The following is a 14,819-nucleotide window of genomic DNA, read 5'->3' as shown; positions in this document are numbered from 1 at the left end:
TATGGGGCGAACAATAACAAAAAGTATTGCTATCATAGACGAGGGAGAAACAGAGTGGTTCTATTTCGATTCTTTGAGGGTTGCGTGTCGCTATCCTTTCAAGATTGCACCTGATTTCCCTCAACATAGCGACATCAATCATATCCTGAAATTGGTCGAATCCTACTTGAACAGGCAATATGACTATATCGTATGCCTGTTTGATATGGACAGATTGTTACGGTTTCCCTCCGAAATGCAGTCATATCAGCGAGCAAAGAAAAAGTACCATGCAAAGAAGTATGCCGGGAGAGTGATGTTTGTAGAAACAAATCCTTGTACGGAATTTTGGTTCTTACTTCATTTCTTGCCTAATGTGGTTTGTCGGCGATATGAGAGTTACGAGCAACTGCTTCCTGAATTGCAGAAGTATATGCCAGGATATGAAAAGACAAAACGATATTTCATACGCACAAATCTCTATAAATACTTGACAGAGAATGGCGATTTGAAACGGGCTATGTCAAATTCCGAAAAATTGTACCAATTGTGCAAAGAATCACCAAAGGAATTGAAGGCATACTCGGAAATATATAAAGTGATAGAATTATTAAGCAGAATTTAATCATTTGAATTATAAAATTATGCGTAAAAGCCTCAAAAATTTAATACAAAGTGCCATAATAATGCAATATCAGCTCCCCGTTGATGTAAATGGGACACACATACCTTGTGCACATATTTCAACACGGCATGACGATTGTTTCAAACAAATTGGAACAAATGATGATATTGCGCAATTAATTTATAACGGTATAGTTGAATACGCATATAATGACAATGAAATAAATCTGACACATTTAGATAATCTCCAAATTAGAGCATTGCTAAGTAAATTGAAATATAATCCTACAGCACCATTCCCTAATCAACTAGCTTGTGGATTTCAAGGAGAGGTTTTGTTGCATCTTATACTTCAACATTACTATCATGCTGACAAAGCCATAGCAAGAGGATATATGTTCTCTGCTTTGGAGAATGCGGAAACTAAAGGCTACGACTCTTATTTGATGCATGAAAACGCGGATACAATTTTTATGCTATTTGGAGAGGCCAAATTTTACATATCAGGATACAAGGAGTCTTTAAAAAAGATTTTTGACAATATTGACAGGGCTCTTTCTGATGATTATCTAAATCGCAATTTTATTGCAATGGATAACCAATATGAGCATTTAGCCACAGGTAGCAGAATCCCTGCAATTATTGATGCTTGGAGGGATAATCCTATGATTAACATGGCAATTGAAGCACAGAAATATAATATGCACCTAGTATATCCAATGCTTGTCATTTTCGATAACAAAGCAAATTCATACGAGGAACTGATATTGGAAGTGGTAACTCATATTAGAAACGAATATAGTACAATTAATCCGACATTAACAATACCTAATACAATATTTTTTATTTTTCTTCCAGTAAATAACAGTCGTGAAATTAAAACACAAGTTTTACAATGGATAAATCAAAAGCAGCCATTAATGCAATAAAGCTGATTAATCAAGCTAAGAGAGATATAGACCTACGACCTTTAATGATAAAGGCGGTATGCTCTTATTTTGATTTAATGAAAGATAACGAACTGTCTCAATCAGATAAGTTGTTTATGCATTATTTAGCCAATCAAGTAGGAATACCACAATATTATTATCCCATGCTAAATGTAGGAACAGATGTTGATAAAGAAGTGTCCTTGCAAACTTTTTGTAACTATGTTCAAGAAAGTAGTATGGTTGTCGGTGACGGTGTGATGTTGCATCGCTATCAAAAAGAGGTTTTAAATATGTTTACAAAAGAACATAGAAATCGCTATTTTTTAAGTGCTGCAACATCTTTTGGTAAAACATTCTTAATATACGAAGTCGTGAGAAAAATGAGATATTCGAATATTGCGTTCATTTTTCCAACTATTTCTCTTCTTTCCGAAAATATATTCAAAATCTACACAAAGCCAGAGTATGCTTGGATAAAAAATAATTTTACTATTCATACCCTCAGCGATACAGAAATATTTGGAGAACGAAACATACTCATCTTTACTCCAGAACGTTATTTGTCTTTTTTGGATAAAAACAATGAATTAAATCTTGATTTTGTTTTTGTAGATGAAGTATATAAACTTGATAATGGATTTATTATAGATGAAACACCACAAGAAAACGAGCGTGACGTTGCTTATAGAATTGCGTTATACGAGTTGTTGAAGGTCGATACCACAGATGCTCTACTCGTGGGGCCATATATCGTATTTCCCGATATAGCAGATGCAAACAAGCAATCTTCTTTTCAGATTTTTCTTGACAGATATGGTTTCATTCCTATTGACTACAATCTTTATGATATTGTAGATAAAGATGAAGTTATAATTAATACGGCCCTCAACGTGAAAGTGAATGACTCTTTTAATTTGACTTTTACCAACAGAGCTAAAAAAACTCGTGTCATCCAACTCGTAAAACAACTATTGGAAAGGTCTGAAAATACTATTATTTATTGTAGCCAAAAGCATCAAACGGAAAATTGGGCAAAGGTACTTATCAACGGTGAAGCTGGATTAAAAAATATTAACAATGACAGAGTTGTAAAACTTATTAATCATATTGGTAATTTATTTACAGATAGAAAAGGAAATCAATGGATTGTATCAAAAGCTCTAAAGAAAGGGATAGGTATACACCATGGATTAGTTCCTAAATATATTCAACAAGAAATCATATCATTATTCAATGATGGAATTCTGAAAGTTTTAATATGCACAACGACTATTACAGAAGGCGTAAACACAACTGCTAAAAATATAATTGTCTTATCTGGCAAAAAAGGAACTAAAGATTTAAAGAAGTTTGATGCTCAAAATATTGAGGGAAGAGCTGGTAGATTTATGGAGCATTATAAAGGTAGAGTCTTTATTATGGATAATGAGTTTAGCAAGTGTATTAATGGACAAGCTGAATTGCTGCAGCATAAATTTTTCGACAAGGATATAGAAAAACAAGATGTTGACATTATATTTACTGAATCACCCTATCTTACAGAGAAACAAATAGAACGACGCAACCAATTGAATAGGATGAAAGATAGTGGAGTTATGCCAAATGCCTGTTTTGAGGAATTTAGAACAATTTCATACGAAGATAAAATCTATTTGTACAATACTATTGCAAGATTTTCACTTGCAGATCGAAATAAAATTAAAGAATTGATAAAGCGTTTTGTTGGTCAACATAAGCCATATAATCCTGGCCTTGAGCTAATATGCCAAAGTATTCGTCCGATTATCAAAAATGATAAATTGCGATTTTATGCAGAAAATGGAGATGGTGTATCAGGTAATTGTTATTTAACAGGTATGATTTCCGCATTTATTTTACGTGGTTTTGCCGGATCCGCTAATTATTATATCAATAAAGAACACGATGTTGACAAGGGGATTAGAAGGGCCGCAAATTTCGTATTTTATATGCTTCGTTATCAGGTTGTAAAATATTTCGGTCTATTTAATCTATTATACAGACATTTTGAAGCGACAAATGAAGGCATTGATATTAATGAAATAAATGGTATTGAGGCTTTATTGTTACGATTAGAGTATAGCGCAGACACTAAATTGGGAAGACAGGTTAGCGACATTGGTGCATCCTTTAAAGTTGTTGAATACTATGATGCTAAAGAATGTAATCCCGATAATCCAAACAAGATAAGAGAACTATACGATTCTTTGGACGATTTTGAAAAATACAGCATATCTAAAATAGAACAAATATTGTAGAATGTAAGTATAAATAGCTAAAGATAAATACAGTATAAAAATTAGTTATGTATACGAGGATGAGGGCAAGTTACGATACTTGCTCTCATTTATTACATATTACATTGGCTTGGTATCTTCTCAATAAATGTTATTTCATCATCGGTTAGATGGTATTTCACTTAGGGATGTCAGTTATTTTTTGTAGAAAGCACTTCTTTTATATACTGTTGCTGTGCGTCATCTATCCCGAACAGCTTGTATAACTGTCCGTTAACATTTCCATTATAATCTATTAAATCATTATTGTCGGTATAATCCAATAAATCAGGAACCTTCTTTGCCAAGGATGTTAAAGATTCGTCTGTCATCAAGAAAGCAAACCGTATTATTTCACTGGTCGCATATTTGAAGAAATTACGTGCTTCCTTTTCGGTTTCAAAAGTTTTCAATGCTACTCGCGAACGTCCAAACGCACTATGGTTGTCTACTACGGCTATTTGGTTGCTACGCTTTTGACCTCCAGCATTCGCACTTGATACAATGACCTTCCAGCGTCCCAGGTATTCTTTGCCCGATGAAATCACGCTCTTGCTCGCCACATACCAGCGAGCACGCCCGCTCTTGCCCGCTTTGTCGTTGGTGAACAGCTTTATTTCCGTATCTGGGTTAAAGGTGTCTCCATCGTTATATTCCCTGACAAGGGCAGGATTCTTTTCAACAAAGTCGCTTTCAATGCCAAAGAGCTTTTGCGATAATACCGCATCATGTAAGCATCCGTGCTCTTTTATCACCTTGTCCAACTTCCTTACAATTTCATCGTCATTAGGATTGAGCGGGAACAATTCCTCATCTGGATTGTCCGTACGAATGGTGATGGTCTTGCCTTCTTTGGAATAGCGATAGATAAAGCCTTTCTCCCTTTTGTCCATGTCTTTTAAGACGATAGACAATCCATCGGCGATGGCTACGTCCTTGAATATATCTGTGGATTGAGGGAAGAATTCAAGCATAGCCAAGTGGGGGTCGTTCATCTGCGCCAAGCCAAACTTCTCTAGACCTTTGCCCGAACGATGAATCCATCTTGCGCCAGGATATATTAAGGAAGTGTATTTCCCAACTTTTTCGCTTATCATCTGGAAATATTGGAAAATACTGCTGCTGCGTTTTTGCCCATTATCTGTATCTTTCTGAGCTACTACTTCTTGATACGGCGGATTCCCCACCACTGCGTTGAATCTCATATTGTCTCCTGCTAGGTCATGAACTTTCTTGATGAAAAGTTCCGGTTGATTCTTGATTTTATTGATAAGGTCATCTGGTGCATACATATTTGTCTTTGTTCCGCGGAAGCCTACCAGCGTCCGCTTGGTGATGCTTTTCGCCATCGGTGTTTTGCAGACCACGAAAATATTTTCGGCAACAGTTTTGTCCCACACTGCCTGCTGCTCTTCAAGCGTATCGGCAGAAATGGTGCTATCTTTCAGCCGGGAGCGGTAAATACTGTAAGCCATATAGAGTGGATATAAGCCCGACTTGGAATTGATTTCAAGTATGCGGCTGTCAGGGGTGAACACTTCTTCCGTTACCTTGCCGTGTTCGATGAAACGCGGCTCGTCAATGGTATGCTCATAATCCTTGTCAAAAAAGCAGTAGCCACCCAAACAATCGCCCAAGTGCATGTTCACCACACGCCACGGGGTAAGCACCGTTTCCTTGTCGGGATTGCGGAACGTGCTGAAGATGTTCGTGATGCGTCCGATACGTTCCTCCACACTCAGTTTGTCAGCAGCCCTGGCCATTGCGCGGATGCGCTTGCCTGCGGCACGGAAGATATCCGGGTCGTAGTATTTCTTGAATGCGTTGAACTTCTGCTTGCTCACCCCTTTGGGCATGAACTCCTCCCAGGAACGCGGGTCTATCTTCTCGGCGAAGTTGTCTATGGTGATTTCCTCGTCCTCGTTATCCAGCTCCGCACCGTAGATGAGCAGGGGCATACGGATGGAGATGCCACGGAGGATGGAGATAGCCGCCTCGCGGTTCTTCGTCTTCTTTTTCAGTTCCTCTAATCTGCGCTTCTCCTCCTCGGTCAGTTCCTTCTTGGGCTTCTTCTCCAGCTTCTCCTTTTCCTCGTATTCCTCGTTATTCAACCCTTGGTTGTTGATGTCCACCTGATTGGTCTTGGGCATAGCTTTGGTCTGACCGATGATTTTCTTCAGGTCGTCGAACTCCTGCAATTCCAAATCATCCAGTTTCAGCAGCTCGTCATTGTACAGGCTGTTGTCCTCGAATCCGTTGCGCACCACGCGTTCCACATAGACCTTCTTCAACTGCTCCAACATACGCGGTACGTCGAACTTGTCCATGCGCGAGCCTTCGATGGAAATGACCGGGCAGAAGTTGAGGAAGTCGCCCATCGTCTTGCGGTCGTCCTGCGAGGTCTTTCCTGCCTTGGCAGAAATCTTGGCGGTCTCGGCAAGCACTTTCAGCGTGCGGTCGGGCGCGAAGTCAAACACGTAGCACTGCTCTTTCACCCGTCCGTTGATAGTGGCAGGTGTCTGCACGCGGAAGATGGTCTGCATATAGCTGGAAGCAGCCGTGTTATATGAACCTGAGAGCATGAACACGGCAGTCCACGCCGGAACGCTCACGCCCGTGGTCAGGCGTCCGCAGGACAGGGTGATGGTGCGCGTCTGGTCCGGGTCTTTCCCGATAGCCTCATTTACCATCTCAAGCGCATCACGGTTTTCCTCGTCCTCATCGCCGTTGCCCGCTACATTGACAACATGGAAATGCTGGAACACGGGATGCCGCTGCAACAAGGCACTCAACGCCTTTGCCTCCTTCACGCCCGGCACCATCCACAGCGTATGGCGGAACACATTGCGGTATTCCTTGCTGGCGAAAGGATAACAGCTTTCCTTGTCCTCTTTGGTAAGCAGGTTGAGAAAAGCGGAAACGTCACGCTCATGGATAAAGCTACCGTCTTTGTCCACACGGAAGAACTCGCGGAAATTGAAAGCCACATCCTCATCGACAAACTCTTTCAGTAAACGTCCGAGGTCGTAAGTGTAGATGTTCATGGCAGGCAATGCCGCATACGGGTTCGGGTCACCGAAGTGGTTCTTATCCCAGTCGTGTTTGGCACGCTGCTCCATCACATAATCCCATGTGTAGATTTCGTTCTCCTTGAAATCGTCCAGCAGGTTGAACGGCGTTCCAGACAATCGTAGGACTTTCGTATCGTCCTTGACCAATTCAGCCATCACCGCCTTGCCGAGTTCGGTCTGCGTGCCCTCGTGCGCCTCGTCAACAATGATTAAGTCCCAAGGTGTAGCGAATACCTCATTGTTCTTGTCGAAGTTGCCGCCAACGAGTTCCGACCCGCGCAAATCCTGCATGGAGGCGAAATAGACATAATGCAGTCCGTCTGCCTTTGCCCTGCGTTCAAGGCTTTCATGGCTCTCCCCGTTGTTCTTGGAGCCGTAAGCGAAGTTGTTGCGGTCATAGAATATCTTGCCGAAATCCTCGAACCATCCGCTGTCCACCACGGGGCGGTGGGTAAGGATGAGTGTGCGTTTGAAATCCATGTCCTTGACCACCTGTAGGGCGGAAAGGGTCTTGCCGAAACGCATCTTGGCGTTCCATAGCATCTGGTTGCCTTTCCTGAACTGCTTTTCCGTTTTCTCAATAGCCTCGCACTGTTCGGGACGGAACACGATGGGGCTGCGCCCGTGAGCCACTTCTCCCGGCGACAGGGAATCCTTGCCCTCCTTGACGGCTGCAATGGCACGCTTTACGACATCAAGGCTGGTCATGAACCACTCGTTAGCTTTGTTCTCCTTGTCAAACACCTTCCTCTTCACGCCGGAACGCTCCAGCACGGCATGCACCTCCTTATCATTGAACGAGCGCAAGCCGCCACGGTTGTACAGTGTCAGTTCGGTATGCAACAGGTCGTAGCGTATGCCTGCGGTCTGTGTATATTGGTTAATGCGCTTCCTTGCCGCCTCGTTCAGCGGCTTGCTGTTCGGTGCCAGCCCGATGACGTTCTCATCGTCACAGGTAGCCTCGCCTATCTTCAGGCAACCTTCGTGTGCAGCATCGTTGATGCGGAACACGTATATCAGCTTCAGTTTAAGGGAAGAAAAGTATTTCATGGGCATTCACTTTAGGAGGTCGATGTATCGGATTCGCTTGCCTTTACGCCCGGTCTGCGGGTCTTTGCCGCGCCAGTCCTTTATAAGGCAGTAAGTGCCGTTGTGCCTGAAAATGTTGTCCGTGCGGCATCCCTCGCAAGCGGTCACAGTCCGCGTGGTTTCTCCGAAAAGGTCGGTAGACATTTCCACCCTGTCGTGGCAACTATTTGGCACGACACCTTTCAGCCCGTCCATCTGCCACACGTTCCAAGATATGATGTAGGCAATGTAGTTGACGGACTTCGCCAACGGGTCTTTGCCGAACTTGGCACGGTAGTATTCGACAAAAGAGGCAAGCATGGATTCACGGGCGATGAGCAGACTGTCGCCCTGCCATTCATAGGCATAAAGACTCTTGTAAACTTCCTGCGCGGCTTCCAGCCATTCACCGGAAGTCCCGGTATTTTCGCTGACAACACGCAGTTTGCGGTCAAGCAGTCCGATACGGTCAGAAAGCGGAATGACCGCGCCAGTGGTGTTGTCATAGCGGCTGACTATATAGGGTGCCTCGCCGCAGGTGATTTCAAGACGTGTGTCACGGACATAATCCTTCCATGTCTTTCCTTCGGGGAAAGAGATTTTTTCGGGATTCGCTTTCCAGCCGTGTGTGCCGCCCTCTGACGTGTATTCCGTATTGAACACGTCTTTCCTGCCAAACCATGCCTCGTCAATCAGGTTGTTCTGTGCGTTGCATACCCATGCAGGGGTGAACACCTCAGCCATGTCGCGGACACGCGCCGACTGGGTGTCCTTGTGCTTCAGGACACGGGGCATGATGACCTGACCGTTGGCACCCGTGATGAGTTCGGGCAATATCAGGTCATGGTAGCCATACCCTTCGCCGAGATGTTCATAGTCGGAAGTCGCCCAGAATATGTTGCACACGGCATCGCCCCTGCTCGTCGTATGGTCTTTGAGCAGGGTGGACAGCAATCCGGGGGAATCCTGCAAGATGCTGTTCTCCAATATGTCGGCTGTTTCAGGCATGTTGATACACTCATGTTAAAGTGTATCTCCTGACGGGAGAGCATAATGCCTGATAATCAAACCGTTTATTTCTCATTTGTAAAACAACAGCCGTTTCAATGCTGCTTTAATGCTTGTTTGACGCATTTTTATGGAGTGCAAATTGCCCGTTTTTCACAAAAATGTGTAATTTTGCATCCGATAGTGTATCTCCCGTCAGAAGCACCCCCATTATTCCCAAACAATTTCCGATTACAAGTCTTTCAGAATAAGCAAGTTCGCTTTGTCTATCACCGAACCGTCCAATGACGCGAGGTATATGCGCGTGGTTTCCTCCGAATCGTGTCCCATGCCCTCGCTGATGACTGAAATCGGTATGTTCTTGCTCTTGGCGATGCTTGCCCAAGAGTGCCTGCTCACGTACATGGTAAGCGGCGCGGCAATGCCGCATAGTCGGGCAATCTCTTTCAGGTACTTGTTGATGCGGAACAGCGTACTCTTGTATTGGCTGCGCAGTTTCTTGGAAGGCAGTTTCAGGATAGGGAGCAGGTAATCACCGGAACATCCTGCGGCATATTTCGCCACGGTTTCCTCCATGCAGCTTTCCCACCTGATGTGGAGTTGCTGTCCGGTCTTGTGCCTGCGGTAACTCAATATGCCGTTTTTCAAGTCCGACTTCTTCAAATAAGCCATGTCAATAAACGACATTCCACGGGTGTAAAACGAAAAGAGGAACATATCCCTTGCCAGTTCCCAATGCGGCTTTCCCGTCAGGTCAAGTTCCTTGATGCGCCGGATGTCCTTCAGGGATATGGCGCGTTTCACGGTCTTGTCCATTCCTGTATAGACATGCCTGAAGGGATGTTTCTGTGCGGTCAGCGCCTTTTCCACTGCACGATTGTAGGCGGCGCGCAGGATGCGCATATAGAAAGATATGGTGTTCAGGGATGCGCCATTTATTTTCAGCCATGCCTCGTATTCCATTATCAAGTCCTCATCCATGTCGTCCAACTGTATATCCTTGTTCCGCCTGAAACGCATGAAGCTGGACAAAGCGGACGCATAGGTTTCCGATGTGCGTTCCCTGTTCAGGCGTTTCAGTTGCCCAATGACGGAATCCATGAAATTAAAGAACGATTGCAGGCTTGTCTGTTTTCGATAACCGTCCACAATGGCATCTGCCGAACAGACACCTTTGAGCGTCAGGTCGCGGATAATGTTCTCCAACCGCAATACGTCACGGCTGATGTATTTTTGGATAATATGAAGATGGTGCTTCCTGTCCGCATCAGCTTGGGAGGGAGCCGTTACGGATGATGTTCCGGCGTTCCACTCGCTTTCATGCACATACAAGTCTGCCGTAATCTGGCGGACCGCGCGGTTGTGTATCACCTGATAATAGATGCTGCCCTCCTTGCCGTTTACGGAAGAAGGACGGAATTTCACTTTTACCGATGCCATTCACGTTACTTTTTGTTATTACCATTTATTTTTGTCACTTTCAATTTCTCCTGCATCAGACTGTCCGACAAGGTCTTTAATCCTTTGTCGTAGCCGTCAGCTTCCTGTCGTATCCAGTCAATAGTTTCTTCGTTGCGGTGGATGTCGAACACGTCATTCAGCCAAAGAATGTTGTTTGCATTGCAACCTCCCCACGAGCGGATGACACGGAACTTCAACGCATCGTCCGCATACTGACGCTTGGATTTCCAAAGCTCGATGTTGCCCCAGACGGAAAGGCTGCATACGATGCCCATGCCGACCAAAAGAGAAAATACCTTGTTGGACTTGATGTCGAATTGATGACGGTGGATATGCTCCTGTGGCTCGGTATCTCGTTCTTCCGAACTTAGAGCAAACGATTCCTTCAAAGCCCGTAACAGGTGTAGAATCCTGTTCGATGCGTAAACCTCCGCTTCAGCGAATTTGGTCAGCATGGCTTTTGTCTGTGCCTGATGCTCCCTTGCGGAACTGTCAAACAGCTCCTTTATGGGTGTCAAGTCCACCGCCGTAGGCTGTCCGCCAGATTGATTGTTGGTTACTTTTGGAGCGTTCTCCAACTTTCCGTTGATGCTCTTGAGGTCATTCTTGATGTCCTCCAAGAGCGAGTAAACTTCATTATTATCCATGTTTAAAATCTTATTTTACGTTGTTTCTTTTTCTTGTTCCTGCGTTTTAATTCTTCCTCGAAACGGTTTTCCTCAGCCTGTCCGTCCGCGTTGTCCGGCATGAAAAGACCAATCGAGCCGTTGTACAAATCATCGTTGCCCCTTGATTCAGGTTGAAACGTGGGTAGTTCTTCATGACGCGAGGGCGGTTGCATATTCATTCGCTCTGTGCGCCTATTACGTTCCAATGCTGCGTCAATCTTGGAAAAGCTGAACCGCCTGTCAATCTTGGAACCGCTGAACGAATAGCCGTTCATGGTGAAAACTACACCCTGTACCTCGTCCGACTTGCCCTTGTACTTGAACCGCATATCCACTCCTTGTTTCTTCAGATTAGCGGCAAGAATGTTCCAGTTTCCACACCTTGAAACCTCCGATTTAAGGATGGAGTAAAGCCCGTACTTGGTCTTGTCCGGCTCTTTCAGGCGGTGCTGCTTCACCCGTTCCTTGCCGTTGGCAAAGTACAGGTTATATTTCTTCGTCAGTTCCTTGCAGATACGTGCGCTGCGTATCCGCTCGTTGCGGTCACTGATTGTCCTGCCATTATTGGCGATTCGGTTGAACGCTATATGCACATGCGGATGCTCCTTGTCGAAGTGGCGTACGATGAGAACCTGCGTGTCGGTTATCCCCATTCCCTTCAGGTATTCCAACGCCATTCCAGCCATCGCGCGGTCGGTCAGGCGGTGTTCGTCTTCCTTATGGAAAGCCAACGAGATGTGTCCGACGGGTTTCATTACCCTCGGATTCATCTTTGATTGTGCCTCGAAGCTCATGGCTATTGTGTCCTTATCCTCGGCAAACAGACCGTCACAGACGAGGATTTTAGCGTCCTTTTCCTTGTCAAGAATGTAGTTTACCACACCCTTAAAACTGCTTCCCTTTACGATTTTAGCTATCATATCTGACTGTCATAAGAGGATTAAATTCAGCACTTCTTCAATCCGTGCCACGAGTATGCGACACTCCATCCTCACCGTAACGAAACCCGCGGCGTTCGCCTTGTGCGCAAGCTGGTTCAGATTGTTCGCCATGCCGCAGAGCTGGCGGACATAGCCCGTATGTTCCGGCGTGAGCCGTTCCTTCACCTGCCCGTTCCTCATGCAACGGCGCAAGAATTCCCCGGTGGATATGCCCGCGTTCCGCACCTTGCCTTTCAGCGTGTAGTAGTCCGATGTCGCCATCTTCACAGTGAGGCGGTATTTCAGCTTGTCTGCCGCTCCTTTCTTGGGGCGGCCTCCCTTGTTTCTTCTGTCAAAATTCCGTTTCTGTTCCATTGATTTTTAATTGATTTCTACTGATTAGAATGTGATTACTGGTTAGACCAACGGGATATGGCTCTCCACGGAGTCTATGAGTGGGAGTAGGCGGTTTCGGTATGCCCGAAACACAAACTTGCTCCCCTCAAAACTCCGTTGGATAGGTTCAGGGTAACTCTGAATTGTCCCCCGTCAATCCACTTCTTAATTCTCAGAGTTTACGCCATGCCTCGATGTCCTCCCCGTAGGTGGCAAGGTGCTGCCGTGCGATGTTCTCCACCAGTCCCGACACGCTCATCCTGCGCTCGCCGAACATGCGGACGATGCGGTCAAGGGCGTCGCGCGTGCGGCGGCTGAGGAACACGGGCTTGCGGTCTTCGATGACCGGAACGGGAAGGAATGTTTCCTTGTAATCCTCCAACGATGCCCTGCGTTGCTTGCCGCTGATGCGGCGTACCACTTGCGGAGTTTCATCCGTCTGTTCCGGCACGGTTTCACTTGCCTGTTCCTGTACAACCTCGCTTGCCTTTCCCTGCTGTTCCTGCGTGTCAGCAGGCTGAGATTCCGGCTTAGGGATTTCCATACTCGGCTTGCTGCCTAAAAAATCCTGTAATGCTGCATCCATGTTTTGGCTGCTTAAATTTTTCTTCATACTTGTTTGAATTAAATGTTTAACAATGTTGGTCGTTGTGCGCACATTTGACCGATTATCGATTGCAAAGGAAATGGCTATAAAACAGACAGTCAAAGGATTGGACTGAGTGTGACAACAATGTACGGTTTTGCACTTTACGCATTGCCTAAGCGGTACAGGCTGCGCCGTTTTGCCATAGTACATGAAACGGGCATTGGAAATTTTAAGGGCTTAATTGGAGCTGTCAGGGCGGATTTAAGGATATGGCTTTTAGGAAACCAGAAGAACATATTTTCGGATGGTATTAGAAACCGAAGAACGCCACAGGCTACCACACCGACGCCAAATGCTGCCACACAGATGTGAAGTGGTCGGATTATGCCGGACTTCACTTTTCTTTGCATCACGGACGCTTGGAACAGACGCTACGGGTTCGGTAGATTACGCCACTCCCGACCACTTGCTGCCACAAGCTGCCACCTCATTGCAAATCCATTGTTCCATGCGAACAACGGATTTACTTTGCAGGCAAAACGGATTATTAACACTAAAATCAGTATAAGAAATGAATGTAGTAATTATTTCGAAAGAAAAGTACGAAGAGATGGTCGGCAAGCTCAACCGCCTGTCCGACCGGGTAAATGAAATCCTCCGCAAGAGGGAAGGGAAACGGCTCAGCCGTTGGATGGACAACCAAGAGGTCTGCCAACAGTTGCGCATCAGTCCGCGAACCTTGCAGACGCTCCGCGACAACGGTACGCTGGCTTACTCGCAGATAGGGCACAAGATTTTCTACAAGCCGGAGGATGTGCAGCGCATCGTCCGGCTCGTGGAGGACAGGCGTAAGGATGCAGCCTATCGTGGCTGTAGCATCTAATCAGACAATAATATGTATAACCACTAAATCCACTGTAAATTATGAACGACTTGATTCTTGCCGACCGTGAACTGGAGGTCGGCTTCATCGGAAAGCTGGATGCTTTGTTTGAAGGTATCGAAAGAATGGATGCGGGGCACAAGGCTTCGCCAAGTAACGAACAGTTCCTGACGGACAAGGAGGTGTCAGCATGGCTCAAGGTGAGCCGCCGCACCTTGCAGGACTACCGCAGCAACGGGATGATTGCCTATTACCAGTTGGGTGGAAAAATTCTGTATAAGGAATCGGACATCGAAAAGATGGTGATGAGCGGTTATCGGAACGCCTATCGTTTGGAAACGTGATTTGATACTTGCAAAAACTGAGTAAGCCGATGGCTGCAAGATAACTGCCTAGCCATCGGCTTACTCTTTATGGGAAGGTCGTTTCGCTTTATCCTAACATGCGCATCGGGGATGGGCATTGGATAGCGAAAAAAACAAATGGATGGAATTTCCTCTATTGAAAGAACAGAGTTTGTCCATGATGAACCGTCTGAAAGCCATTGCCTCGCGGCTTCGCAACCTGAAAGCCACGGCAATCACCATTTCAAGGCTGTACACGTCATAGCAAATCCTGTAGTCCAGCCTGACATGTCGCACCGTTTCCTCTTCCGACAATTCATTGTTTTTGTAAATGACAGCAATAGCCTTACGAATATAGCAACCGAACACATTGAACGCATCGCACATCTCCTGCTGCGTCATCCAAACGGGAGCGGTCGGCATCGTGACCGCCCCGTTTTCAGTGATTGTGATTATTCCCCTGTCCATAATGTATGTTTTTAATGTTTTCCTTATCCTTGTTCCATTCCGGCATACGGAACTTGTTGCCTATGCGCTGTGTCAGTTTCTTCATGTCCTCGTCCACTTTCTGATGGGTCAGTC

The 14,819-nt window shown here is 45.4% G+C and carries 13 protein-coding genes; 5 read left to right on the top strand and 8 right to left on the bottom strand.

The features are described from left to right. Position 1 precedes the first annotated feature (1 nt). The 3 genes from QUW60_RS09340 to QUW60_RS09330 are packed head-to-tail and all read left to right on the top strand — an operon-like array spanning position 2 to position 3,811. Positions 2-604, top strand: a complete 603-nt coding sequence (locus QUW60_RS09340) for an RloB family protein (protein WP_289560056.1) — start codon at positions 2-4, stop codon at positions 602-604. 4 nt (positions 605-608) lie between these two features. After that, on the top strand, positions 609-1,532 hold the full coding sequence (locus QUW60_RS09335) for a HamA C-terminal domain-containing protein (RefSeq protein ID WP_289560055.1): 924 nt from the start codon (positions 609-611) through the stop codon (positions 1,530-1,532). Next, positions 1,499-3,811 (top strand): helicase-related protein, encoded by a 2,313-nt coding sequence (locus QUW60_RS09330; protein WP_289560053.1) that lies wholly within the window; start codon positions 1,499-1,501, stop codon positions 3,809-3,811. The genes QUW60_RS09335 and QUW60_RS09330 overlap by 34 nt, the downstream gene beginning before the upstream one ends. A 170-nt stretch (positions 3,812-3,981) precedes the next feature. On the opposite strand, the gene QUW60_RS09325 is transcribed toward QUW60_RS09330, so the two are convergent. From QUW60_RS09325 to QUW60_RS09295, 7 genes are all read right to left on the bottom strand, one after another. After that, on the bottom strand, positions 3,982-7,950 hold the full coding sequence (locus QUW60_RS09325; RefSeq protein WP_289560051.1) for an Eco57I restriction-modification methylase domain-containing protein: 3,969 nt from the start codon (positions 7,948-7,950) through the stop codon (positions 3,982-3,984). A gap of 6 nt (positions 7,951-7,956) precedes the next feature. Next, positions 7,957-8,976 carry a restriction endonuclease subunit M gene (locus tag QUW60_RS09320; RefSeq protein WP_289560049.1) on the bottom strand — a complete coding sequence of 340 codons (1,020 nt, stop codon included), beginning with the start codon at positions 8,974-8,976 and terminating at the stop codon, positions 7,957-7,959. 231 nt (positions 8,977-9,207) lie between these two features. Continuing rightward, positions 9,208-10,416 (bottom strand): site-specific integrase, encoded by a 1,209-nt coding sequence (locus tag QUW60_RS09315; RefSeq protein WP_022339318.1) that lies wholly within the window; start codon positions 10,414-10,416, stop codon positions 9,208-9,210. A gap of 5 nt (positions 10,417-10,421) precedes the next feature. Then, on the bottom strand, positions 10,422-11,084 hold the full coding sequence (locus tag QUW60_RS09310) for a hypothetical protein (protein WP_289560047.1): 663 nt from the start codon (positions 11,082-11,084) through the stop codon (positions 10,422-10,424). Between the two features lie 2 nt (positions 11,085-11,086). Beyond that, complete coding sequence (locus tag QUW60_RS09305) at positions 11,087-12,025, bottom strand: relaxase/mobilization nuclease domain-containing protein (RefSeq protein WP_289560045.1); 939 nt, start codon at positions 12,023-12,025, stop codon at positions 11,087-11,089. Positions 12,026-12,034: 9 nt separating this feature from the next. Beyond that, positions 12,035-12,400, bottom strand: coding sequence for a MobC family plasmid mobilization relaxosome protein (locus tag QUW60_RS09300; protein ID WP_289560043.1), 366 nt, complete (start codon positions 12,398-12,400; stop codon positions 12,035-12,037). Between the two features lie 193 nt (positions 12,401-12,593). Then, the gene (locus QUW60_RS09295; protein ID WP_289560042.1) at positions 12,594-13,034 is read right to left on the bottom strand and encodes a DUF3408 domain-containing protein; all 441 of its coding nucleotides are present in this window, start codon (positions 13,032-13,034) and stop codon (positions 12,594-12,596) included. A gap of 547 nt (positions 13,035-13,581) precedes the next feature. Here QUW60_RS09295 and QUW60_RS09290 point away from each other — a divergent pair. Both QUW60_RS09290 and QUW60_RS09285 read left to right on the top strand, forming a co-directional pair. Next, entirely contained in the window at positions 13,582-13,893 is a 312-nt protein-coding gene (locus tag QUW60_RS09290) for a helix-turn-helix domain-containing protein (RefSeq protein WP_087312332.1), read from the top strand. Between the two features lie 41 nt (positions 13,894-13,934). After that, on the top strand, positions 13,935-14,237 hold the full coding sequence (locus QUW60_RS09285) for a helix-turn-helix domain-containing protein (RefSeq protein ID WP_087312334.1): 303 nt from the start codon (positions 13,935-13,937) through the stop codon (positions 14,235-14,237). A gap of 93 nt (positions 14,238-14,330) precedes the next feature. On the opposite strand, the gene QUW60_RS09280 is transcribed toward QUW60_RS09285, so the two are convergent. Next, a complete protein-coding gene (locus QUW60_RS09280) occupies positions 14,331-14,705 on the bottom strand; it encodes a virulence RhuM family protein (protein ID WP_289560037.1) in 375 nt (124 codons plus the stop codon). Positions 14,706-14,819: the final 114 nt, after the last annotated feature.

It is taken from the genome of Bacteroides gallinaceum (genome assembly GCF_030373775.1).
GTDB classification, from domain to species: Bacteria; Bacteroidota; Bacteroidia; order Bacteroidales; family Bacteroidaceae; genus Phocaeicola; species Phocaeicola excrementipullorum.
The sequence above is the reverse complement of the archived record's forward strand: the minus strand, read 5'-3'. Positions and strand labels throughout refer to the sequence as shown.